Annotated in this window: 19 protein-coding genes; 11 read left to right on the forward strand and 8 right to left on the reverse strand. The window is 64.8% G+C overall.

Features of this window, described 5'->3' with window-relative positions; translation table 11 throughout:
• Window positions 1-2: 2 nt before the first annotated feature.
• Window positions 3-419, forward strand: a complete 417-nt coding sequence (locus HMPREF3114_RS18825; protein WP_070490395.1) for a pilin — start codon at window positions 3-5, stop codon at window positions 417-419.
• Between the two features lie 33 nt (window positions 420-452).
• Here the strand turns inward: HMPREF3114_RS18825 and HMPREF3114_RS20765 are convergent, their stop codons facing one another.
• The gene (locus tag HMPREF3114_RS20765; protein WP_083297623.1) at window positions 453-1,556 is read right to left on the reverse strand and encodes a glycosyltransferase family 4 protein; all 1,104 of its coding nucleotides are present in this window, start codon (window positions 1,554-1,556) and stop codon (window positions 453-455) included.
• 157 nt (window positions 1,557-1,713) lie between these two features.
• Between HMPREF3114_RS20765 and HMPREF3114_RS18830 the strand changes: the two genes are divergently transcribed.
• Both HMPREF3114_RS18830 and HMPREF3114_RS20770 read left to right on the forward strand, forming a co-directional pair.
• Window positions 1,714-2,526 (forward strand): FkbM family methyltransferase, encoded by an 813-nt coding sequence (locus tag HMPREF3114_RS18830; RefSeq protein ID WP_164093147.1) that lies wholly within the window; start codon window positions 1,714-1,716, stop codon window positions 2,524-2,526.
• Window positions 2,523-3,638 carry a glycosyltransferase gene (locus HMPREF3114_RS20770; protein WP_083297625.1) on the forward strand — a complete coding sequence of 372 codons (1,116 nt, stop codon included), beginning with the start codon at window positions 2,523-2,525 and terminating at the stop codon, window positions 3,636-3,638. The genes HMPREF3114_RS18830 and HMPREF3114_RS20770 overlap by 4 nt, the downstream gene beginning before the upstream one ends.
• On the opposite strand, the gene HMPREF3114_RS18840 is transcribed toward HMPREF3114_RS20770, so the two are convergent.
• The 3 genes from HMPREF3114_RS18840 to HMPREF3114_RS18850 are packed head-to-tail and all read right to left on the reverse strand — an operon-like array spanning window position 3,601 to window position 6,939.
• Complete coding sequence (locus HMPREF3114_RS18840) at window positions 3,601-4,797, reverse strand: lipopolysaccharide biosynthesis protein (protein WP_235643011.1); 1,197 nt, start codon at window positions 4,795-4,797, stop codon at window positions 3,601-3,603. The genes HMPREF3114_RS20770 and HMPREF3114_RS18840 overlap by 38 nt on opposite strands.
• Before the next feature lie 43 nt (window positions 4,798-4,840).
• On the reverse strand, window positions 4,841-6,055 hold the full coding sequence (locus HMPREF3114_RS20775) for a glycosyltransferase family 4 protein (RefSeq protein ID WP_219634362.1): 1,215 nt from the start codon (window positions 6,053-6,055) through the stop codon (window positions 4,841-4,843).
• 11 nt (window positions 6,056-6,066) lie between these two features.
• Window positions 6,067-6,939, reverse strand: coding sequence for a glycosyltransferase family 2 protein (locus HMPREF3114_RS18850; RefSeq protein WP_032955905.1), 873 nt, complete (start codon window positions 6,937-6,939; stop codon window positions 6,067-6,069).
• A gap of 362 nt (window positions 6,940-7,301) precedes the next feature.
• Here HMPREF3114_RS18850 and pilB point away from each other — a divergent pair, with 362 nt between their 5' ends.
• Window positions 7,302-9,032, forward strand: coding sequence for a type IV-A pilus assembly ATPase PilB (gene pilB, locus HMPREF3114_RS18855; RefSeq protein WP_070490405.1), 1,731 nt, complete (start codon window positions 7,302-7,304; stop codon window positions 9,030-9,032).
• A 134-nt stretch (window positions 9,033-9,166) separates the two neighbouring features.
• Here the strand turns inward: pilB and HMPREF3114_RS18860 are convergent, their stop codons facing one another.
• Complete coding sequence (locus HMPREF3114_RS18860; RefSeq protein WP_053499190.1) at window positions 9,167-10,540, reverse strand: sigma-54-dependent transcriptional regulator; 1,374 nt, start codon at window positions 10,538-10,540, stop codon at window positions 9,167-9,169.
• A gap of 60 nt (window positions 10,541-10,600) precedes the next feature.
• Window positions 10,601-12,214: a sensor histidine kinase gene (locus HMPREF3114_RS18865; protein WP_053499189.1), complete on the reverse strand. Its 1,614-nt coding sequence runs from the start codon at window positions 12,212-12,214 to the stop codon at window positions 10,601-10,603.
• Between the two features lie 408 nt (window positions 12,215-12,622).
• Between HMPREF3114_RS18865 and sucC the strand changes: the two genes are divergently transcribed.
• From sucC to HMPREF3114_RS18880, 3 genes are all read left to right on the forward strand, one after another.
• Window positions 12,623-13,792 carry an ADP-forming succinate--CoA ligase subunit beta gene (gene sucC / locus HMPREF3114_RS18870; protein ID WP_005418614.1) on the forward strand — a complete coding sequence of 390 codons (1,170 nt, stop codon included), beginning with the start codon at window positions 12,623-12,625 and terminating at the stop codon, window positions 13,790-13,792.
• Between the two features lie 24 nt (window positions 13,793-13,816).
• Window positions 13,817-14,692, forward strand: coding sequence for a succinate--CoA ligase subunit alpha (gene sucD, locus HMPREF3114_RS18875; protein ID WP_005418610.1), 876 nt, complete (start codon window positions 13,817-13,819; stop codon window positions 14,690-14,692).
• 231 nt (window positions 14,693-14,923) lie between these two features.
• Window positions 14,924-16,558, forward strand: coding sequence for an NAD+ synthase (locus tag HMPREF3114_RS18880; RefSeq protein ID WP_070490407.1), 1,635 nt, complete (start codon window positions 14,924-14,926; stop codon window positions 16,556-16,558).
• A 114-nt stretch (window positions 16,559-16,672) separates the two neighbouring features.
• Here HMPREF3114_RS18880 and HMPREF3114_RS18885 read toward each other — a convergent pair whose 3' ends face one another.
• Both HMPREF3114_RS18885 and HMPREF3114_RS18890 read right to left on the reverse strand, forming a co-directional pair.
• A complete protein-coding gene (locus HMPREF3114_RS18885; protein ID WP_070490409.1) occupies window positions 16,673-17,878 on the reverse strand; it encodes a lipase family protein in 1,206 nt (401 codons plus the stop codon).
• 190 nt (window positions 17,879-18,068) lie between these two features.
• Window positions 18,069-18,956, reverse strand: coding sequence for an outer membrane protein assembly factor BamD (locus HMPREF3114_RS18890; protein WP_032960726.1), 888 nt, complete (start codon window positions 18,954-18,956; stop codon window positions 18,069-18,071).
• 113 nt (window positions 18,957-19,069) lie between these two features.
• On the opposite strand from HMPREF3114_RS18890, the gene rluD reads away from it, so the two are divergent.
• Genes rluD through HMPREF3114_RS18910 form a run of 4 tightly spaced genes read left to right on the forward strand, consistent with a single transcriptional unit; the run spans window position 19,070 to window position 21,768 of the window.
• Window positions 19,070-20,059 (forward strand): 23S rRNA pseudouridine(1911/1915/1917) synthase RluD, encoded by a 990-nt coding sequence (rluD, locus tag HMPREF3114_RS18895; RefSeq protein ID WP_083297626.1) that lies wholly within the window; start codon window positions 19,070-19,072, stop codon window positions 20,057-20,059.
• Complete coding sequence (gene pgeF / locus HMPREF3114_RS18900) at window positions 20,059-20,829, forward strand: peptidoglycan editing factor PgeF (protein WP_070490411.1); 771 nt, start codon at window positions 20,059-20,061, stop codon at window positions 20,827-20,829. Before rluD ends, pgeF begins: the two co-directional genes overlap by 1 nt.
• 20 nt (window positions 20,830-20,849) lie before the next feature.
• Complete coding sequence (locus HMPREF3114_RS18905) at window positions 20,850-21,356, forward strand: DUF4166 domain-containing protein (RefSeq protein WP_070490413.1); 507 nt, start codon at window positions 20,850-20,852, stop codon at window positions 21,354-21,356.
• Window positions 21,331-21,768: a thiol-disulfide oxidoreductase DCC family protein gene (locus HMPREF3114_RS18910; RefSeq protein WP_053499177.1), complete on the forward strand. Its 438-nt coding sequence runs from the start codon at window positions 21,331-21,333 to the stop codon at window positions 21,766-21,768. The genes HMPREF3114_RS18905 and HMPREF3114_RS18910 overlap by 26 nt, the downstream gene beginning before the upstream one ends.
• The last annotated feature ends 36 nt before the right edge of the window (window positions 21,769-21,804 follow it).

The raw sequence follows: 21,804 nt of genomic DNA on the forward strand, positions 1-21,804 counted from the left end.
ACATGAATCAGCGTGGATTTTCCTTGATCGAACTCATGATCGTGGTCGCTATCATCGCCATTCTGGCGGCAATTGCGCTGCCGGCCTACCAGGACTATGTTGCTCGAGGACAGGTAGCTGAGGGGCTCTCGTTGTCGACCGGGGCCAAGGAGGCAATAGCCACCTACTACTCCGACCATGGGCAGTTTCCTGCCGACAATCGCGCCGCGGGCATGGCTGCTCCAGGGTCGGTATCCGGAAAATTCGTCCGATCGGTGACCGTTGACGGTACCGGATCGATCTCGGTTGCCTTTGCTTCTTCGGCCAGCGCGAAGGTCGCCGGACAGACACTAGTTCTTACCGCGAGCGATACCAACGGGGCGGTGAACTGGTCTTGTGGAGGGTTGGACGCCCGGTATGTGCCCACATCCTGTCGCTAGACGACAGTCCGGTCCCGGGGCTTGAACGAGAGTTCAGGGGTGATTTGAGCGTGTCGCCTCTAGAAGAAGCGCTTCCATCTGAATGGCTCGCTCTTCCCAGTCGAAGGCCCTCAGGGCGGTATTGGAAAGCGGCATCTGAAGCTGAAGATCGATGGATTCTACGAGATCATTGATGTCGCCGGGGGCGTATGCGCGTATTGCGCCCCCGCCGATCCGTCGTGTGTCACCAACGTCTGAGGCGACGATCGGCACATCACAGGCAATCGATTCCGCTAGCTTCAATGGGTAGCAGAATCGCCCAAACCCTGAATTGCGATTGCAGACTACTGATACATCGAGTGAATTGATTAGTAACGGGACCTGCTTCCAGCCGATGACGCCGAAATCGATGATCCTGGGATGTGGGTAGCGGCGAAGGGTGGCATCCCTGGGGCCGGCAATGACGAGGTGGATGTCGGGGTGGCGCTCTGAAAGTGCCTGGAATGCTCGGAATAGATCTTCAATCCCCCTGCTTTGATCGAGGGCGCCGGCACAGCCAATCAGGCGAGCCTTCACGGGAAGACCAAGCATCTCCCTGCTGACACGTTTGTCGATCGGATGAAACAGATCCCGGCGGACCCCGTTGCCAATGACATGTAATGGAACAGGTGTTGAAAGGGTGGATTTCACGTGATCAGCCAGGGCATGTGTTACTGCGCTGATTGCCTTTGAGCCCGCACATGCGCGACGGAACGCGGCGCGCATGCCTGGGATCCGGCTGAGTCCGAAAGATTCGTAATTGTCGTAGAGATCTGCAACGTGAGGAGTATGGATGTGCTTCGCCAAGCTTGCACCGAGCACGGTGCATGGCGCATCAGAGCTTGTCAGGAGGACATCGATAGGGTGCTGCTGGTGAAGTCGCCTGATTGCACGTTCTAACTGGATGGTCTCGAGTGAAAGAGCGTTGATGGAACGCCATTGAACCCCTGCCGCAGACAGGAAATTCCCGGAATCTCGATGCCGATAGCTCAGTGCGATTCCGCTGATGGCATGCCCACGGCGTGCAAGTGCTTCCGGGATCTCCCAGAGTCGACCGTAGCGGTCGTCGATAAGGTCGCGTCCGGTGTACTGCCGTTTGCAGAGCATGAGGACATGCATGGACGGACCTGTATGGAAAATCAGATGGGTAGTGCATCATCATGGGCTAGTTGAAGGTGGAAAGTCACCTACGGGGTGGGGCATGGGAGTTGCAACAGCGCTAAGACAGGTGGGTAATCATCTGCGCCTTGGGGAGCGGCCGGGCTGGGTGCAGAGCATGCTGCGCCGCCTGTTCCGTCACGCCCAGGGGCGGCAGACCATATGCGACTTCGATGGCCGGTTCATGATGACCCTCGATCTGGCCGAACATATGCAGCGTCGCATGTTTTGGATGGGCTACTACAACCTTCGCCTCGTCTCCCTCCTCGACCATCTACTCGAGCAGGGCATGACCGTGGTCGATGTGGGAGCCAATATCGGGGAGATTAGTCTGGTCTGCGCGAATCGAGTGGGCAGTGGGGGCCATGTCGTCGCACTGGAGCCGATAGCCGGGATTGCTGACGAATTGCGATTGAATATAAGGCGCAATGGGCTACAGGGGGTAGTGCATGTCCATCAGCAGGGCTTGGCGGGAAAAATTGGCCGGCAGGCGATCTATGCGTCCTGCGGGCAGCATGATGTGAATGAAGTTCATCAGGGACTGGGAAGCCTGCATGGAACCGAGGGCGTCGACAATCGCATTGGAGTGGTCGACATCACAACGTTGGACGAACTCGCACGGCGTATTGGCCTGTCGCGGTTGGATTTTTTGAAAGTCGACATTGAAGGCGGTGAGTTGCCCTGCCTGGAAGGTGGCATCGAAACGCTACGACGCTTCCTGCCGGTAATTGCAGTGGAAGTACAGGAGCGCTCCAGCCTGGCGGCTGGGTACCATAGTCGGCAGATTCTGGAGCTGTTATCACCATTGGGCTACCGCTTCTATCGCCTGGAGACGAGGCGGCGGCTGGTTCGAATCGATGTTCAGGATCTGCGGGACTATCAGGATGTGATCTGCTTCGCAGGGCCGGTTCGAGCCTTGGAGGTTGCATGATCTGGCTACTGGCCAGTCGCTGGGAAGCCGGGGGACTGGAGCGTGTGCAGTTGAACCTCGCCCGTGGCTTCAAGGAGAGAACGTGCTCGGTGAGCATCATTGCTGGGCGTGATCTGAATGGGCCGGGTGACAACGGTGAAGTAACCTTCATCGCTCCGCGCGGGGCCTGGCAGATGCTCCTTGGATTGCCTTGGCGCATCCGGCGAGAGCGACCACACGTCGTGGTCACCACCTCCAACGACATTGCGGTATGGATCACCTTCTGGCGCCGCATTCTTTATCCCTCGACGGCAGTCGTTGTGGCTCAGCATCTTTCACTGTCAGGGCCAAGACGGCGGGCTCGTGGGTTCGTCAGAGCCAAACTGGAGTTGATTCGCTGGGCGATGCGGGTCACGCTGACGCGATCCCAAGGGCTGGTTGCTGTTTCTGCCGCGTTGGCAGCAGATATGGCGTCTGAGCTGAACCTTCCTTATTCCAGCATACGAGTGATCCACAATCCGTTGGTTCGTATGGATGAGATGCAGGAAAATCTCATATCGCAGGCGTGGCCCTTCCCGGATGATGATGTGCCAGTTTTTATCTATGCAGGGCGCCTTTCATCGGAGAAACGCCTCGATCTTCTTTGGGAGGCATTCCAGCTAGTGCGAGCCACGCATCTGGCTCGTTTGCTCATATTGGGGCAAGGGCCAGAAGGTGCGCGCGTGGCCCAGTGGATTGAGGGGAGCAGCATTCAGGGTGACTGCGCGCTGCCGGGGCAGGTGGAGGATGCGCTTCCCTGGATGGCCCGAAGCACAGCGCTGGTGCTGCCATCAGACTACGAAGGGTTTGGCAATGTCCTGGTCGAGGCCATGAGCTGCGGAGTGCAGGTGATTGCTACCGATTGCCCGCACGGCCCTTCGGAAGTCCTGGGAGGCGGCCAGTTTGGTCAATTGGTGCCAGTGGGGGACGCCCGTGCATTGGCTCATGCCATGCGGAATGTGCTGGATGGAAAGCGGCGGGTGGCGGTTGAAACTCTCCGCGAACGGAGCAAAGCGTTCTCCATCGACGTAGCCTGTGCGGCGTATCTGGAGATATTCAACTCGGCAAGTGAGCGACTTCAGGGCCAGAACTGAAAATTACCGTCAACCATGCGGCCGCCGCCATCAGTGTTTCGGCGAGGATGATCATCCAGACCGCTCCCAACAGGCCGTGTGCAGGAATCCAGGCTGCAGCGATCAAAGCCATTATTATCAGCCCGAGAGTCTCGATGACGAACCGGTACATTTTCATGCCGCGTCCAATCAGGATATGACAGGCGATCTGGCGCAGGCTGTAACCAATAATGAACAGGCCCATCCATCGTAGGCCCGGAATTGCGGCAGCGAACTCCATGCCGAGCAGCGAAGGCAAGACGCCGGCGGCACACCACAGCACGAGGCTCCCCAACATTCCATACCCTGTCGCGGCCAGGATCATCGCAACTATCAGGTGCCGATACTGGGGGGATACTCGTTGCGCCCGGAACAGGCGCGGCATCGCGGACATGACCATTGCATCCAGTGGCATGGCAATCACCGCCGCGATGCGATAGCACGCAGCGTACAAACCGGCTATCTCGCTTCCACCTGCGTGCAGGACGAACGATTTGTCCACGGTGGTAACGGCGACGGCGGAACTCCATGCGGCGGCGTGTCCCGTGCCATGCGCCAGATCACTGCTTCCGATCTGCATTTTCGCTGGGCCGGGGCGCAATATTCTCCGTACCAGTACTAGGGCCAGCGCCGCGCTGCATGCCGAAGAGGTCAAATGCAGCATCAGATAGACCGTCAGATCGTGGTCGACCGGTAGAAGACCGAAGATGCAGATCGCCGCAAGCCTCATGGCTGCGTTCAATGCGGGAAGGCCAGCCGCCCAGCCCAGGCGATCATTGGCTGAGAAGGCAAATGCGGCATTGGTGACGATAGGGAATGCAATGATTTCCGAAATCGCGACAAGGCTGAGTGCGGGCCACGGCATTAGGCCTGCGGCCAATAGCGAGAATGTCAGGGAAAGCGGGGCTGCGCTCACGGCGCAGAGTAGAAGGCTCTGCTTCCAGTAGCGGGGAAACTGCGTGTGGTCGGCAATGCTGTACTGATACATCAGCATGCCGCCGCCGAGCCCAACCAAACCGGCGAGAGCGGAGGCAGTGCCAACCGTGCCGGAGAACAGGCCGTAGTTGGTTGCCCCCAAAACGCGAGCGCCGAGGATGATCCATGCAGCCAAGCACGCCATCCGCATGCCCTGCCAGAACATCACCAGGATCGAGGTCCTAGCAAGGTTGCCAAGGCGCGGTAGCCTAGCGGACATTCTGGGGCTCCATGATGGCGCGTAGTTGCTTCGCATAGTCTGCGGCGACTTGCGAATGGTCGAAGCGAGCTACCAGCTCAGGTCGTTGTGCGTGCGCCCACGCTTGCGCCTGTTCCGGTGCACTCAGCAGTTCGATGAGTACGCTTGCAAGCGAAGCTGAGGATCGTTGCGTGGCCAGATAGCGAGGTGGGCCTGCTGGAAATGCATCACGTACTGCCGGCACGTCCGTGGTCACGACCGGGCAGCCGCAACCGAGAGCTTCCACAGTAACCAATCCAAGCCCTTCCTGATCTCCGTTGCGGGCCTCGACGAAGGGAGCGACGAGCGTAGTCGCACGTTGGTAGTAGGCGGGAAGCGCGTTCTGTGTCACCGGACCGACGAAACGGACGTGCTTTTGCAGACCTAATGCTGCCACCTGAGCTTCCCGTTCTGGTAGTTCCGGCCCGTGTCCGATGATGGTGAGGAAAACCTGGGAATGACGAGCCAGAACGAGTGGCAAAGCATCAATCAGGTACGTCAATCCCTTCTTCTCGACCAGTCGTCCGACGAACAGCAGTTCGTTACGTGCCCGCTTCACTGGGGAGGGGACAAAGCGGTGTTGAAGGTCCACGCCCATTGGCGAAACCGCCAAGGGAAGGTTCGCCGCTAATGCGCGAAAGGGTGCCACCATCGCCTGACTGACGACGCTGGCCGCTTGTGCGCGAGCTAGGGAGAATCGTTTCACGGCCGAGAGAAGCCGTCCCTTCAGAGAGAAGAGATCTCCGCCATGAGATGTAATCAGCATCGGGGGGCGGAGGCGTCTTGGCAGCAGCGCGCTTGTGAGTCCCTGCGGAATGATCCAGTGTGCATGCAGCACTTCGTGACGATTTCGCCGCAGCTCGCGTTGCAATGCCCACCACTGACACAGCAGGAACGTGGGCAACAGTGCAAGCATCCAAGGGCGGCGGCGCAAGTTGGAGGTGATGCCACCACCATTGACAAGTTGCTCCATGCCTTCCGGCGCGTAGCGATAGCGAATGACCTGTACACCGTCCAGTTTCTCTTGGGTGGCGGCGCCAGGAGCGTGAGGACATAGCACAGTGACCCGGAAATCACCGGTCAGATGCCGGCTGAGGGCGTGCACGAACCCAGGCTCGGTGTCTCCTTCCCACCGCGGATAGGTGGACGCCACGACCAGCAGCCCCGGAAGAGAGGCGGTCTGCATGCCTCCCTCAGTCACTCGGTTGAGTCCTTCCGCGATGCAAGGTAGGTAAGGCCGGTGATCTGCTCCGATACCAAACCGATAAGGAAGATGATCACCGATGCGCTGAACAGCAGTGTGCTCATATTGGTGAAGCGATGCATGGTCGCGAATGTATACCCGTAGTAACCCAAGCCCAGAAGGAAGAAGGCCAGCGCCACGGGTGCGAACAGCTTCAGGGGAGAGTACAAGGTGGCAATCTTGAAGATGATCAGCAGGAAGCGGATTCCATCCTTGATCGGACGAATGTGGCTACCGTTCCCCACACGCTTCGCGACAGGAATGGGGACATAGGCAACAGGGTAGGCGCTTCGGAAGAATGCCATGGTGCTGGTCGTTGGGTAGCTAAATCCGTTAGGCAGCAAATGCAGGAACTCGCGGAAGCGTCGCGCGCGTACTGCACGGAAGCCCGAAGTCAGGTCCATTACTTTGAAGCCGGTCATATGGCTGGCCAGCCAGTTGTAGAATCGATTGGCAAGGCCGCGGTGAACGTTGGCTTGGCCGCTGCTGTCGCGAGCGCCGACGACCATGTCGTAGCCTTCGGACAGCTTATCCAGCAATGCCCGGATGTGGGCTGGATCATGCTGCCCGTCGGCGTCCATGAATACCAGAATGTCTCCGCTGGCTGCACGCGCGCCACGTTTGATCGAGGCACCGTTGCCCATCGAATAGGGGCTGGAAAGCACCCGAACACCTTGTTCCCGCGCAATTGTTGCGGTGGCGTCGGTGGAGCCGTCATCGACTACGATGATCTCTGCAAGTGGGTACTGCAAACGAAGTTCCGGCAGCGTGCGAAGAAGGCCTTCGGCTTCATTCTTGGCCGGCAGGATGATGCTGAGCTGATTCAAAGTGTGTCCCCATTTTCCCCGGTGCAATGGTACTCCGCTGCGGTGCCTGAATGGGGCGGGGAAGGAGCGGAGGGAAAGGCATGGGTCAGATCTCCTCCAACCTGAAGTAGTCTGAGGAGCCGCTGCAGATGAAGGCGATGTGGAACATGTGACCAGAAGGGATGTTGGCGGACCGTTGACGGGGCTATCATCCCGGGGGGAGTCAGGATCGTGCCTGCCGGGCTGGGAGTGCCGGGCGAGGCAGTCATGCTGAAGGATTGGCGTCGTCGTCGGCCAGCGGGTCGCGGCAGGTTCTGCTGCCCTGTGCGGTGCCCCTGGAAGGCGCGCCGCACTGCCTGACCCATGATGAGCCAAGGATTCATATGAACGCCGTAACCACCGCCAATCTCGTCGGCATCACCGGCCTGGCCCGTCGCCTGGTCCAGGATGGTGCGCTGGACGAGGCTTCCGCCCGCGACGCGATGGCCAAGGCCGCTGCGGCCCGCCAGCCGCTGCCGACCTGGTTCGCGCAGAACAAGGTGGTCGGTGCCGCACAGTTGGCGGCCGCCAATGCGGTCGAGTTCGGCATGCCGCTGTTCGACGTGTCCACGTTCGACGCCAGCCAGAACGCGATGAGCCTGGTCAGCGAGGAGCTGCTGCGCAAGCACAACGTGCTGCCACTGTTCAAGCGCGGCGGCAAGCTGTTCGTGGGCACCAGCAACCCGACCCATTCGCTGGACGAGATCAAGTTCCACACCAATCTGGTGGTGGAGCCGATCCTGGTGGATGAGGACCAGATCCGCCGCACGCTCGAGCAGTGGCATGCCAGCCATGACACGCTGGGCGACGCGCTGGGCGGTGACGACGATGGCATTGGCAACCTGGATGTGTCCGGCGGTGACGAGGACATTTCCGGGGGCGGCGACTCCGGCATCGATGCCAAGGGTGATGACACCCCGGTGGTGAAGTTCGTCAACAAGGTGCTGGTGGACGCGATCCGCAAGGGCGCCTCGGACATCCACTTCGAGCCCTATGAAGACGACTACCGCGTGCGCCTGCGCATCGATGGCCTGCTGAAGATGGTCGCGCGCGCGCCGGTGAAGCTGAACCAGCGTATCGCCGCACGCCTGAAGGTGATGGCGCAGCTGGACATCGCCGAGAAGCGCGTGCCGCAGGACGGCCGCATCAAGCTCAACCTGTCCAAGACCAAGCAGATCGACTTCCGCGTGAGCACCCTGCCGACCCTGTTCGGCGAGAAGGTGGTGCTGCGTATCCTGGACGGCAGTGCGGCCAAGCTGGGCATCGACAAGCTGGGTTACGAGCCGGACCAGCAGAAACTGTTCCTGGAAGCCATCCACAAGCCGTACGGCATGGTGCTGGTGACCGGCCCGACCGGTTCGGGTAAGACCGTGTCGCTGTACACCGCGCTGGGCATCCTCAACGACGAGACGCGCAACATCTCCACCGCCGAAGACCCGGTGGAAATCCGCCTGCCCGGTGTCAACCAGGTGCAGCAGAACAACAAGCGCGGCATGACCTTTGCCGCGGCACTGCGCTCGTTCCTGCGACAGGATCCGGACATCATCATGGTCGGCGAAATCCGCGACCTGGAAACGGCCGAGATCGCGATCAAGGCGGCGCAGACCGGCCACATGGTGCTGTCCACGCTGCACACCAACGATGCGCCGCAGACCATCGCGCGCCTGATGAACATGGGCATCGCGCCGTACAACATCACCAGCTCGGTGACGCTGGTGATCGCCCAGCGCCTGGCGCGCCGGCTGTGCAACAACTGCAAGCGCCCGGCCAACCTGCCCGAGCATGCGCTGCTGGCCGAAGGCTTCACCCAGGCGCAGCTGGACGCGGGTATCGAACTGTACGAAGCGGTCGGCTGTGACGAGTGCACCGAGGGCTACAAGGGCCGTACGGGTATCTACCAGGTGATGCCGATGACCGACGAGATCGCCACGATCGTGCTGGCCGGTGGCAATGCGTTGCAGATTGCCGAGGCCGCGCAGCAGATCGGGGTGAACGATCTGCGCCAGTCGGCGTTGAAAAAGGCCGCTGCGGGCATCACCAGCCTGGCCGAGATCAACCGCGTTACCAAGGATTGAGGTAGCCCGGAGAGCAGCCGAGCATGGGCTCGGCTCTACAGTAGATCCACGCCATGCGTGGATGTCGCGATGCATGAGTTTGCCGGCCAGCGGCCGGCACTACCAGGTTGGTGGGCCCGCGTCGGGCCCTGTCCTTACTCCATGCCCAACTTCTTCAGCTTGTAGCGCAGCGCGCGGAAGGTGATGCCCAGCTGCGCGGCGGTGCGGGTCTTGTTCCAGCGGTTTTCTTCCAGCGCGCGCTGGATGGCGCTGCGCTCGAGCTGTTCGATGTACGAGGGCAGGGCGGCGTTGCCGGGCTGCAGGTCAGCCACGGCTTCGGCATGTGCTGCGCTGCCGGGCGTGCGCGGGGCATGTTGCGGCAGGCGCAGGTCGTCGGCGCCGATGCGGTCTTCTTCGGCCAGTGCCAGTGCACGCTCCAGGATGTTCTCCAGTTCACGCACGTTGCCGGGGAAGGCGTACTGGGCCAGTGCTTCCAGTGCCGATGGCGCCAGCAACGGCGTCGGGCGGCCATGGCTGCGGGCCAGCCGTGCCAGCACCGACGCGGCCAGTTCCGGCAGGTCCTGGCGACGCTCGCGCAGCGGCGGCACCCTCAGCTCAATTACGTTGATGCGGTAGTAGAGGTCGTGGCGGAAACGGCCGTCCTCGACCAGCTCGGCCAGGTCCTTGTGGGTGGCCGAGAGGATGCGCACGTCCACCGGCTCCTCGTTGGCGGCGCCGACCGCACGCACCGACTTTTCCTGGATCGCGCGCAGCAGCTTCACCTGCATCTGCAGTGGCAGCTCGGCCACTTCGTCCAGGAACAGGGTGCCGCCATGCGCGGCCTGGAACAGCCCGGGCTTGTCGGCGTGGGCGCCGCTGAAGCTGCCCTTGCGGTGGCCGAAGAATTCGCTCTCCATCAGCTCGCCGGGAATGGCGCCGCAGTTGACCGGCACGAACGGGCCGGCCGCGCGGGCACCCTGGGCATGGATGGTGCGTGCGACCAGCTCCTTGCCCACGCCGGATTCACCGAGGATGTAGACCGGCGCCTGGCTGCGCGCGACCTTGCCGATGGTGGTACGCAGCAGGTCCATGGCCGGCGAGTCGCCAAGCAGGCGTGCGCCCTGTTCGGCGGCAGGGCCGGGCACGGGGCGCTCGGTGTTGTTGAGTTCCAGCGCGTGCTTGACCAGGCCACGCAACACGGCGATGTCCACCGGCTTGCTGACGAAATCGAAGGCGCCGGCCTTCAGCGCTTCCACCGCCAGGTCCATGCTGCCAAAGGCAGTGATCATCGCCACCGGCGTGCGCGGGTAGTGCTGGGCGATCTCGCTGACCAGCTCGATACCGTTGCCGTCCGGCAGGCGCATGTCGGTGATGCACAGGTCGTACGGATTGCTGGCCAGCAGTTCGCGCGCTTCGGCAAGGTTGGCTGCGGTACTGATGCGCAGCCCCATGCGGCCGAGCGTCAGTACCAGCAGTTCGCGGATGTCGCGTTCGTCGTCGACGACGAGGGCGCTGCGGGTTTCGTTCATGGGCGTGAAAGATAAACGAGGGGGCTGGAAGCGACAAATGTTTGACGCACAGAATCGAGATCAGGTGGGCAACAGCGTATGCGGGCCGGGCAGCACCAGGCGGAAGCAGGAGCCTCCAGCGGGAACCGGGATGTAGTCCAGCCGCGCCTGGTTGGCTCGGCACAGCTCGCGGGCGATATACAGGCCCAGCCCGGTGCCATGCTCGGACGTGGTGAAGAACGGCCGGAACAACTGCGCGGCCACGCTCTCGGGAATACCGGGGCCACGATCCATCACGTCGATGACCGCACTGCGCTCGTGCTGCGCCACGCGCAGGCGCACCCGCGCCGGCTGCTGGCCGATGCGGCCATACTTGAGCGCGTTGTGCACCAGCACGGTCAGCACCTGGTAGAGGTGCTTGCTGTCGACCTGGGCCAGTACCGAGGTGTCGTTGATGATCGGCTCGATGCTGTCGGTCTCCAGCGTCTGACCCTGCTTGTACTCCAGCACGAAGCGGCGCACGAAGGCGGCCAGGTCGACGTTTTCGGGCGTGGCGCGCTCGCGCCGGGCCAGGCCCAGCACGCTTTCGACGATGCCGTTGGTGCGCTGGCACTGCTGGCGGATGATCTGCAGCAGGCGGCGGTCGCTTTCGTTGAAGCCGGTGCCTTCCTCCAGCAGCTGCACCGCGTAGTTGATCGCGGCCAGCGGGTTGCGGATCTCGTGGGCGAGGCTGGCCGAGAAGCGTCCCATTGCTGACAGGGTGAGCGACTCGGCACGGCGCGAGACCACGCTGGAGTCGTCCAGGAATACCAGGGCCAGCTCGCTGCCGGCCAGCAGGCGCGCAAAGCGGGGCTGCACTTCGGGCTGGTCGGGGTTGAGCTGCAGCGGCAGTTCGTCCTGCGCCCAGCCGTTGCGCCAGCGCTGCAGGCGACGGGCCAGTTCCGGGGCGGCGCTGGCCAGGTCCAGGCGGCCGCTTTCGCCGCTGCCGTCGCTGTCACCGAGCAGCATCGAGGCGGCCTCGTTGGCCAGGGTGACACGGTTGTCGGCGTCGACAACCAGCACGCCGGTGCGCATGCGGCGGATGATCAGCTCGTTGATCTGGAACAGGTTGGCCACTTCGTCGCCGCGCTGGTTGGCCAGCTGCTGGTTGCGGCGCGCGCGGCTGCCGACCTGGTAACTGATGAAGGCCAGCGCCAGGTAGCTGGTGGCGAACATGGCCAGTTCGGCCAGGGTACGGGTGGGGTCGCCGCCTTCCAGCAGCTTCCAGGTGTATTCCACGCCGGTGGCGAGGCTGGCGGCCAGTGCCAGGCCCAGCCCCAGGCTGAGCGGCAGCAGGGTGGCGGCAGCGGCGATGTTGAACAGCAGCGACATCGAGATGCCGGCGCTGGCACCGGGCAGGGCATGCGACAACAGGGTGGCGGCGACGATGTCCACCAGCACGCCGCTGACCACGATCGGGCGCAGCCAGCGTTCGTTGCGGCCGATCACCAGCGCCAACAGCGACAGCCCCAGGTAGATGGCGGCGACGGTGTCGGCCAGCCGCGGGTGGTGGGCTTCGCCGACCATGGCCGACAGCGGGCTGTAGAGCAGGGCGGCGATGACCGAAGCGATCAGCACCCGGTACAGCGCGAAGAAATACAGCTCACGCCGCGGAATCGATTCGATGCGGTCGATCAATGAAGCACTGGGTGACACGCCGGAACTCCCCTTCTGGCTGCCTGGGTCTGGAATCTGCGGCGGGCCTGCCCGGCGTCCCCTGAGGCCGGGCGGTACGTCGCTTCGATGTGGCCTGCGGTGGAAAACCGTCGAGCACCCCCGACGCTACACACCCTGGCTGACCAGTATAGGGCCCCCGGCAGGGGCCCGCCGCTGCGGCCCGGATCGCGCATTTGGCCTGGGGTGGATACCGCTGGCCAGCCGGCCCCCGGGCGCAACTGCCTGAATGACGGCGGAAATCTGGCCGGGTCTGGCGTTTTGTACAGACTTCTTTGCGCCCCGGCGCCGGCTCGGCCACAATAGAGGGCCCGCCGCGGTCCGTGCCGGTGCCTCTTCCAGGGGGCCCTGAGGAATTGCGTGCGGTCGTTCCTATTCCCACGGTGACGCATGAATTTCCACGAATACCAGGCAAAACAACTGCTTGCCGAATACGGCATCCCGGTCCCGGCCGGCAAGGTCGCAGCGACCCCGGACGAGGCGGTTGAAGTCGCCCAGTCGCTGGGCCAGGGCCCCTGGATGGTCAAGGCGCAGATCCACGCTGGCGGCCGCGGCAAGGCTGGCGGCGTCAAGTTCTGCAAGACCGTCGACGACGTGAAGGCCGCAGCGGCCAAGATGCTCGGCACCAAGATGGCCACCTACCAGACCGCCGGCGTCGAGCTGCCGATCAACCTGGTGCTGGTGACCACCGCCGGTGAGATCGTCAAGGAGCTGTACCTGTCGGTCCTGGTGGATCGCGGCACCCGCACCATCAGCTACATCGCCTCTTCCGAAGGCGGCATGGAAATCGAGCAGGTCGCTGCCGAGACCCCGGACAAGATCCACACCCTGAACGTGGACTTCGTCGAGGGCGTGCAGGGTTACCACGGCCGTGACATCGGCTTCAAGATGGGCCTGACCGCCAAGCAGGCCGGCCAGTTCGCCAACATCATGGTGAACCTGTACCGCATCTTCAACGAGAAGGACCTGGCGCTGGTTGAGATCAACCCGCTGGCGATCCTGGACGATGGCAACCTGTACGCGCTGGACGGCAAGTTCAACAGCGACGACAACGCCAACTTCCGCCACAAGGAACTGGTCGCGATGCGCGACAAGTCCCAGGAAGATGAAACCGAAGTGACCGCTTCGGAGCTGGACATCAACTACGTCACCATGGACGGCAACATCGGCTGCATGGTGAACGGTGCCGGCCTGGCCATGGCCACCATGGACGTCATCAAGCTCAACGGCGGCGAGCCGGCGAACTTCCTGGACGTGGGCGGCGGTGCGAACAAGCAGCGCGTCATCGAAGCGTTCAAGCTGATCCTGTCCTCGGACAAGGTTGAAGGCATCTTCGTCAACATCTTCGGCGGCATCGTCCGCTGCGACATGATTGCCGAAGGCATCATCGCCGCCGTGAAGGAAGTGGGCGTCAAGGTTCCGGTCGTGGTGCGCCTGGAAGGCACCAACGTGGAAGAGGGCAAGCAGCTGCTGCGTGACAGCGGCATGGCCATCATCCCGGCTGACAACATCAACGACGGCGCCAAGAAGGTCGTTGAAGCGGTCAAGAACGCCGCCTGATCCACGACACCGAAGGAAATTCCCATGTCTGTTTTGATTAACAAGAACACCAAGGTGATCGTGCAGGGCTTCACCGGCCAGCAGGGCACCTTCCACGCCACTCAGATGATCGAGTACGGCACCCAGGTTGTTGGCGGCGTGACCCCGGGCAAGGGTGGCACCACCCACATCGACCTGCCGGTCTTCAACACCGTTGCCGACGCCGTGCAGAGCACCGGCGCCAACGCTTCGGTCATCTACGTGCCGCCGCCGTTCGCGGCCGACGCGATCCTGGAAGCTGCGGCTGCCGGCATCAAGGTCATCGTCTGCATCACCGAAGGCATCCCGGTGCTGGACATGCTGCGCGTGAAGAACGTGCTGACCCGTTCCTACCCGGACACCGTGCTGATCGGGCCGAACTGCCCGGGCGTCATCACGCCGGGCGAGTGCAAGATCGGCATCATGCCGGGCCACATCCACAAGCCGGGCAAGATCGGCATCGTGTCGCGTTCGGGCACCCTGACCTATGAAGCGGTCAAGCAGACCACCGAAGTCGGCCTGGGCCAGTCCACCTGCATCGGCATCGGCGGTGACCCGATCAACGGCCTGAACTTCGTCGACTGCCTGAAGCTGTTCAACGAAGACCCGCAGACCGAAGGCATCATCATGGTCGGCGAGATCGGCGGTGACGCTGAAGAAGCCGGCGCCGAGTACATCAAGAACCACGTGAAGAAGCCGGTCGTCGGTTTCATCGCCGGTGCGTCGGCTCCGGCCGGCAAGCGCATGGGCCACGCGGGCGCGATCGCCTCGGGCGGCAAGGGCACCGCGGAAGGCAAGTTCGCCGCGATGGAAGCCGCTGGCGTGGTCACCGTCCGCTCGCCGGGCGACCTGGGCGCCGCCATCGCCAAGCTGGTGAAATAAGATCGACTGCCTCGCGCAGACGATGCTGTAGAGCCGGCCGTTGGCCGGCTGCTGAAACAGAAGGGCCGCCTCCGGGCGGCCTTTCTGCGTCTGGTGCCCTGGCCATCCTGGCAACCCCATCCACGCATGGCGTGGATCTACTGAGCCAGGGCTGTCCATGCAGTGCGTGCGCCCGGCGAGCGCATGGCGCGGCGTTACAATGGAAGCATTGCAACCACAGGCTGGATTCCCATGGCTTCGATCCGCATCGCGATGGCGCAGTTCGACTTCCCGGTCGGCGACGTCGCCGGCAACACCGAGCGCATCATCGAGATGATCGGCCAGGCGCGCGATGAGTACGGCGCCGAGCTGGTGATGTTCCCCGAGCTGGCGGTGAGCGGGTACCCGCCGGAGGACCTGCTGCTGCGCCCGGGTTTCCTGTACGAGTGCGAGCAGGCGATGACCCGTATCGCCACCGCCTGCCGTGGCATCACCGCCGTGGTCGGCTGGCCGCAGGCGGCTGGCGCGGTGGTCTACAACGCTGCCAGCGTACTGCGTGACGGCCTGGTCGAGCAGACCTACCGCAAGCGCGAACTGCCCAACTACGCGGTCTTCGACGAGCGCCGCTACTTCGACGTCGATCCGGATGGTGGCAGCTGCGTGTTCGAGGTCAATGGCATTCCGGTCGGCCTGCTGATCTGCGAGGACCTGTGGTTCGCCGAGCCGCTGGCCGACACCACGCGCGCGGGTGCGCAGCTGGTGGTGGTGCCGAATGCTTCGCCCTACGAGCGTGGCAAGCACGCGCAGCGCGACGCCGTGCTGGCCGCGCGTACCCGCGAGAGCGGGGCGGCCATCGCTTACCTCAACGTGGTGGGCGGCCAGGATGCGCTGGTGTTCGACGGTGCTTCGGTGGTGGCGGATGGTGATGGCACGGTGCACCCGGCCGCTGCTGCCTTCGTCGACCAGTGGCTGGTGGTGGAGTATGACGGTGAGACCCGCCGCTTCATGCCGCATGTGTGGATGGACGACGGCGACGAGAGCATGGACGCGCTGGCCTGGCGCGCGGTGACCCGTGGCATCCAGGACTATTGCCGCAAGAACGGCTTCAGGAAGGTGTGGCTGGGCCTGTCCGGTGGCATCGACTCGGCCCTGGTGCTGGCATTGGCCGTGGATGCGATGGGCGCGGAGAACGTGACCGCCGTGCGCCTGCCCTCGCGCTACACCGCCGGCCTGTCCAACGACCTGGCCGCCGAGCAGTGCCGGGCGCTGGGGGTGAAGCTTGAGGCTGTGTCGATCGAGCCGGCGTTCAAGGGCCTGATGGAATCGCTGGCGCCGATGTTCGAAGGCACCGCGCCGGACGTGACCGAAGAGAACCTGCAGTCGCGCAGCCGCGGCGTGATCCTGATGGCGCTGGCCAACAAGTTCGGTGGCCTGCTGCTGACCACCGGCAACAAGAGCGAGTACGCGGTCGGCTACGCCACCATCTACGGCGACATGTGCGGTGGCTATGCGCCACTGAAGGACCTGTACAAGACCGAAGTGTTCGGCCTGTCCAAGTGGCGCAATACCGTGGGCGGCGCACCGGTGATCCCGCCGGCGGTGATCAGCCGCCCGCCGTCGGCCGAGCTGCGCGAGAACCAGCTGGACCAGGACTCGTTGCCGGCCTATGACGTGCTGGACGGCATCCTCTACCGCTACATCGACCAGGAGCAGTCGCGCGGCGAGATCGTGGCCGCCGGCTACGACGCAGCCGTGGTCGACCGCGTGCTGCGCCTGGTGCGCATCAGCGAGTGGAAGCGGCACCAGGCCGCGCCGGGGCCGAAGGTCTCGCGCCGCGCGTTCGGCCGCGAGCGGCGCTACCCGATCAGCAACGGCTACAAGGGCTGAGGCAGCGCTTGTCGGGTCGTGCCGGCCGCTGGCCGGCAACCCGTTGGCCCCTCCCTGGTGGGTGCGGAGCTTGGTCCGCACGATGGTCGAAGATCATCCACGCTTGGCGTGGATCTACCGGACTCCGTCGAGCAACTGTTCGAGGCCGGCGGTTTCCGCAGCGTCGTTGAAGGGATCGTCCCCCAGTCGCGCACGTACGAACCCCACGCTATCGACCGCCGCTGCGTCCAGCGTGCCCCGGTGGTCGACGGGGTAGCGCCGGAACGCGACCGGCTCGCCTCGCAGGGCCAGGCCAGCGGCGTACAGCAGGGTGGTCAGGTAGGGCACATCGCGGTCCTGGCTGCCATGGCCCAACATCAGCGGTTGGCTGAAGCCGCGGCGCGGTACGCCGAGATAGTCGTACAGCACCGCCCAGATGCCCGGCACGCTGGCCAGCGGCGCAGTGAACATGCTGCCGGTGTCGGCGCCGTCCAGCGTGGTGGCCAGTTCGCCCAGGCACTGCTCGCGTGCCACCGCCACCCGCGCGCGGCCTTCATCGCTGAGGACGCGGTCGATCTGCGGCGCGACCTGCAGCAGGCCATCGAGCAGATACGCGTGATACGCGTTGAGCGCGCCCGGATTGGCGGTGCGGTTGTCCGGCTTCATCACCAGCGCGGTCAGTTCGACTGCGGTGGGCGTGCCGGTGGTGAAGCTGCCGCGGTACTGCAGCGACGGTCCGCCATAGGTGGGGGCGATGTGGCCCGCCGTGAGCGCGGCGGCACCGCCCTGCGAATGGCCGACCGAGACCCAGCGCGGCGACAGCGTCCCGTTGCCGAGGTACTGGCGGCTGGCCTTGATCATGTCGATGGCGTTGCGCGCGGCAGTGCGCACATGCAGATAGGCATGGTCGCCTGAGCTTCCGAGGCCCTGGTAATCCGCGGCGACCACTGCATAGCCCTGTGCCAGGAACCGATCGAGAAAGTGCCCGTCGCGTTCGGGTTGGTAGGGGCCGGAGACCGAGGGCGCACAACGATCTGCAATGCCCTGGGTGCCATGCGCCCACGACACCACCGGCCAACCGCCGATGGGCGGCGTGCCGGCGGGCAGGTACAGCAGGCCGGTGCCTTCGGCCAGCTGCCCGCGGTGGTCAGGGGTGCGGTAGTGCAGTTTGTAGGCCTGGGCGGCCTGGGACGGCACCCAGGTGGCGCGATAGGGGGCTGCGGACAGCAGATCGCCCGCTGCGTCCTGTGCGGCGGCCGGCGGCGCCGAGGTCAGCGCCAGCAGCGCGATGGCGAGGAGGCAGGACAGAGGGCGGATACTGCAGCAGGGCAGACGGGCCATGGGGCGCTCCGTGATGGCCGGTGTGGCCGTGGCGCTGCAGTGTGGATGGTCGTGCCCGGGCAGGCTGCGACCGGCGTCGCATCCGCCGGGTATTCGTAGCATTCCTAGTGTCGTGGTCCATTGGCGCACGAACCATCCACGCATGGCGTGGATCTACCGACAAAGAAAAGGCCCCTTTCGGGGCCCTCGCTTACTTCTTTTCCAGTCGCGCGTTGCGCTGGCCGGTGCTGGCGGACTTCTCGCCGGCGAACGGGTTCAGCTTGCGGATCATCCACGGGTACTTCGGCCACTTGCCTTCCAGCCACGGGTGGTCCGGCTGGTTCAGCTGCAGGACGCGGCGGGCGTCGTCGGCCAGGGTCTTGTTGCCCAGGTGGGTGTAGGAATCGGCCAGCACGGCCACGGCGTCGTACTGGAAGGCGCTCTGCGGGTAGGTTTCCAGCAGGTAGTTGGCGCGGCCCACGGCTGACACCCAGGCGCCGCGGCGCATGTAGTACAGCGCGTTGTCCAGCTCGTGCTGGGCGAACACGTCACGCAGCTCCAGCATGCGCTGGCGCGCATCGGCGGCGTAGCGGCTGTTCGGGTAACGATCCACCACGATGTTGAAGTCCGAGTACGCCTGGTGCGGCGTGGACAGGTCGCGGCGGCTGGCATCCAGCGACCATACGCGGCGCAGGAAAACCGTACTGCGGTTGGAGTTGGCCAGGCCGCGCAGGTAGTACAGATAGGCAATATTGCGGTGGGTCGGGTAGGTACGGATGAAACGGTCGATGCTGGACACCGCGTCATCGTGCTTGCCGGCCTTGTACTGGGCGTAGGCGGTTTCGATCATCGCCTGCTCGGTGTACGGACCGTACGGATACTGGGCCACCAGACGGCGGAAGCTGGCTTCGGCGCCGCTCCAGTTGCCGCCCTGCATCAGCTTGTGGCTTTTCTCGTACAGCTGTTCGACCGGCACGCCTTCATCGGGGCGATCCCCCTTCTTGGCGCCGCGATGGCAGCCGGTTGCGGCGATGACCAGCACCAGCAGCAGGGCGGTGAGGCGGACGGGCGCGGAGAGCATGGCGGAGCGTCGGATCATGGGGTCGAGGCGGGACGCGGCTGGAATACGAAGGGTCGATGATAGCCTAGTGTCCTGTCCAGCGACTGAAACCGGCCGCCGGGACCCCAAAATTTCAAAGAATGCCCCCTGCCATGTCTGAACAACCCTCTGAATCGGCCCGCCAGGCCATCGTCCCCGACACCGCCGCCGGCCGCCGTTTCGACGCGGTCGTGGCCGAACTGTTCCCCGAATACTCGCGCTCGCGGTTGACCGAGTGGATCAAGGCCGGGGAGGTCCTGCTGGACGGTGCCCAGGTGCGCCCGCGCGATCCGCTGCGCGGCGGCGAGGTGGTGACCCTCAACGCGGTGCTGGAAACCCAGACCGATGCCCAGCCGGAGGACATCCCGCTGGACGTGCTGTTCGAGGACGAGCACCTGCTGGTGATCAACAAGCCGGTCGGCCTGGTGGTCCATCCGGGTGCCGGCAACCACAGCGGCACCCTGGTCAACGCGCTGCTGTTCCGCGATCCGTCGGTGGCGGTGCTGCCGCGCGCCGGCATCGTGCACCGCCTGGACAAGGACACCAGCGGCGTGATGGTGGTGGCCAAGACCCTGGAAGCGCAGACCGCGCTGGTCGAGCAGCTGGCGGCACGTGACGTGCACCGTCAGTACCTGGCCATCGTGATGGGCGCGTTGGTGGCCGGTGGTACAGCCGATGCCCCGATCGACCGCCACCCGCGCGACCGCCTGAAGATGGCGGTGCGTGAGGACGGCAAGGAGGCGGTGACCCACTACCGCCTGCGCGAGCGCTTCCGGGCACACACCGCGCTGGAGTGCCGCCTGGAAACCGGCCGTACCCACCAGATCCGCGTGCACATGGCGCACGTGCGCCATCCGATCATCGGAGACCCGCTGTATGGCGGCGCGCTGAAGCTGCCCAAGGGCGCCAGCGACGAGCTGGTGGCCGCGCTGCGCGGCTTCAAGCGCCAGGCCCTGCACGCCGAGACCCTGGAGTTCATGCACCCGATCACCGGTGAACCGGTGCGCAACACCGCGCCGGTGCCGGAGGACATGCTGCACCTGATGAAGGTGCTGCGCGAAGACAGCGAAGCCTTCGCCGCCCGCGAGCGGGACCGCTGGTGATGGCGGCCGCGCTGCCGTTGCTGCAGGCCGACTGGCCGGCGCCCGCAGGCGTCCATGCGCTGACCACGCGCCGGCACGGTGCGGGCATCTCGCCGGCGCCGTTCGCGCAGTTCAACCTGGGCAACCGGCACGCGGCCGATGGTGATACCCCAGCCAACGTTGAGCACAACCGCCAGCTGCTGCAGCAGGGGCTGGCGCTGCCGTCGGCACCGCACTGGCTGCGCCAGGTGCACAGCAGCACCGTGCTGCGCTTCGATGCACCGCCGGCGCCTGGCGCGAGCGAGCCGGTGGCCGACGCGGCGGTAACCTCGGTGCCGGGCGTGGTGCTGGCGATCCTGACCGCCGACTGCCTGCCAGTCGTGTTCGCCGCCGCAGACGGCAGCGAGGTGGGCGCGGCCCATGCCGGCTGGCGGGGGCTGGCCGACGGCATGCTGGAGGCCACGGTGGCCGCCCTGCAGACGTCGCCGGCGCAGCTGCGGGCCTGGTTGGGCCCGGCCGCCGGGCCGTCCGACTATGAGATCGGCGAGGAGGTCTATCACGCCTTCGTCGGCCATGATCCCGCTGCTGAGCGGGCGTTCGTCGCGACCCGTCCCGGACACTGGAAGGTGGACCTGTTCGCGCTGGCGCGGCAGCGCCTGCAGTCTGCGGGGATGGACCCGGCACAGGTGTATGGTGGCACGGTGTCGACGATGGCCGACCCGGACCTGTATTCGCATCGGCGCGATCGTCGCACCGGGCGCATGGCGACCCTGGCCTGGATCGCGCCCTGACTCCGCCGCTGTTCGCGCGTGTGCTGGGGCCGGCCTTTGCCACCCTGGCAGGACCGGTGCAGGCGCTGCATGCCGCGCCGTTGCCGTGCCGCTACGCAGGGCAGGCCTGCATCGTGAGGGGGCGGCACTGGCTGGTGCCGCTGCTGGCTGCATTGGCGCGGTTGCCACAGGACGGTGACGCGCTGCCCACCGAGGTGGCGTTCAACCGCTACCGGCAGGGTGAGCAGTGGGCGCGGCGGTTCGGCCGCTGGCCAATGGTGTCGCGGCTGTGGGCGCACGACGGGCATCTGCGCGAGCAGCTGGGCGCGGTGCGCTTCGAGTTCGCGCTGCAGGCCCGCGACGGTGGTATCGACTGGTCGGTGCGTCGGGTCTGGGCGTTCGGGCTGCTGCCGCTGCCGACGCGTTGGTTCGGCGGTGTGCGCTGCCGTGAAGCCTGGCAGGGCGAGCGCTACACTTTCCTGGTCGATGTGACGCTGCCCTGGCCCGGAGCCCTGATCCGCTATGAAGGTTGGCTCGAACCGCAGTGACGCTGCCGCCGAGGCTGGCAGCGCGGTGGTCGTGTTCGATGGCGTGTGCGCACTGTGCAATCGCTGGGTTCGGTTCCTGCTGCGTTTCGACCGCAGGGGGCGCTACCGCTTTGCAGCGATGCAGGGGCAGAAGGGCAGCGCGATGCTGCGCGCGCACGGGCTGGATCCGCAGGACCCGATGTCGTTCCTGCTGCTGGACGCACAGGGGGCCTGGACCGATACCGATGCGATCCTGCGCGTACTTGCGGGGCTGGGCGGCGCCTGGCGCCTGGCCGGCGTGCTGCGGCTCGTGCCGCGCCGCTGGCGTGATGCGGCGTATCGCGCGCTGGCACGCAACCGCTACCGCTGGTTCGGTCGGCATGACACCTGCCATCTACCCGCACCGGAACAGGCCGCGCGGTTCCTGGATTGACGAAAAAGGGGACGGAGGGGATTAAGTCGTTTGTGC

The sequence above is a fragment of the Stenotrophomonas sp. HMSC10F07 genome, assembly GCF_001807895.1.
GTDB lineage: Bacteria > Pseudomonadota > Gammaproteobacteria > Xanthomonadales > Xanthomonadaceae > Stenotrophomonas > Stenotrophomonas sepilia.

What these genes read in the sequence shown, in the direction of transcription:
- rluD (WP_083297626.1), top strand. Translation starts at nt 19,070, where the DNA reads ATGTCTGAACAACCCTCTGAATCGGCCCGCCAGGCCATCGTCCCCGAC.
- HMPREF3114_RS20770 (WP_083297625.1), top strand. Translation starts at nt 2,523, where the DNA reads ATGATCTGGCTACTGGCCAGTCGCTGGGAAGCCGGGGGACTGGAGCGT.
- HMPREF3114_RS18880 (WP_070490407.1), top strand. Translation starts at nt 14,924, where the DNA reads ATGGCTTCGATCCGCATCGCGATGGCGCAGTTCGACTTCCCGGTCGGC.
- HMPREF3114_RS18830 (WP_164093147.1), top strand. Translation starts at nt 1,714, where the DNA reads ATGCTGCGCCGCCTGTTCCGTCACGCCCAGGGGCGGCAGACCATATGC.
- HMPREF3114_RS18910 (WP_053499177.1), top strand. Translation starts at nt 21,331, where the DNA reads ATGAAGGTTGGCTCGAACCGCAGTGACGCTGCCGCCGAGGCTGGCAGC.
- HMPREF3114_RS20765 (WP_083297623.1), bottom strand. Translation starts at nt 1,556, where the DNA reads ATGCATGTCCTCATGCTCTGCAAACGGCAGTACACCGGACGCGACCTT.
- pilB (WP_070490405.1), top strand. Translation starts at nt 7,302, where the DNA reads ATGAACGCCGTAACCACCGCCAATCTCGTCGGCATCACCGGCCTGGCC.
- HMPREF3114_RS18840 (WP_235643011.1), bottom strand. Translation starts at nt 4,797, where the DNA reads ATGTTCTGGCAGGGCATGCGGATGGCGTGCTTGGCTGCATGGATCATC.
- sucC (WP_005418614.1), top strand. Translation starts at nt 12,623, where the DNA reads ATGAATTTCCACGAATACCAGGCAAAACAACTGCTTGCCGAATACGGC.
- pgeF (WP_070490411.1), top strand. Translation starts at nt 20,059, where the DNA reads ATGGCGGCCGCGCTGCCGTTGCTGCAGGCCGACTGGCCGGCGCCCGCA.
- HMPREF3114_RS18825 (WP_070490395.1), top strand. Translation starts at nt 3, where the DNA reads ATGAATCAGCGTGGATTTTCCTTGATCGAACTCATGATCGTGGTCGCT.
- HMPREF3114_RS18860 (WP_053499190.1), bottom strand. Translation starts at nt 10,540, where the DNA reads ATGAACGAAACCCGCAGCGCCCTCGTCGTCGACGACGAACGCGACATC.
- HMPREF3114_RS18885 (WP_070490409.1), bottom strand. Translation starts at nt 17,878, where the DNA reads ATGGCCCGTCTGCCCTGCTGCAGTATCCGCCCTCTGTCCTGCCTCCTC.
- HMPREF3114_RS18890 (WP_032960726.1), bottom strand. Translation starts at nt 18,956, where the DNA reads ATGATCCGACGCTCCGCCATGCTCTCCGCGCCCGTCCGCCTCACCGCC.
- sucD (WP_005418610.1), top strand. Translation starts at nt 13,817, where the DNA reads ATGTCTGTTTTGATTAACAAGAACACCAAGGTGATCGTGCAGGGCTTC.
- HMPREF3114_RS20775 (WP_219634362.1), bottom strand. Translation starts at nt 6,055, where the DNA reads ATGCAGACCGCCTCTCTTCCGGGGCTGCTGGTCGTGGCGTCCACCTAT.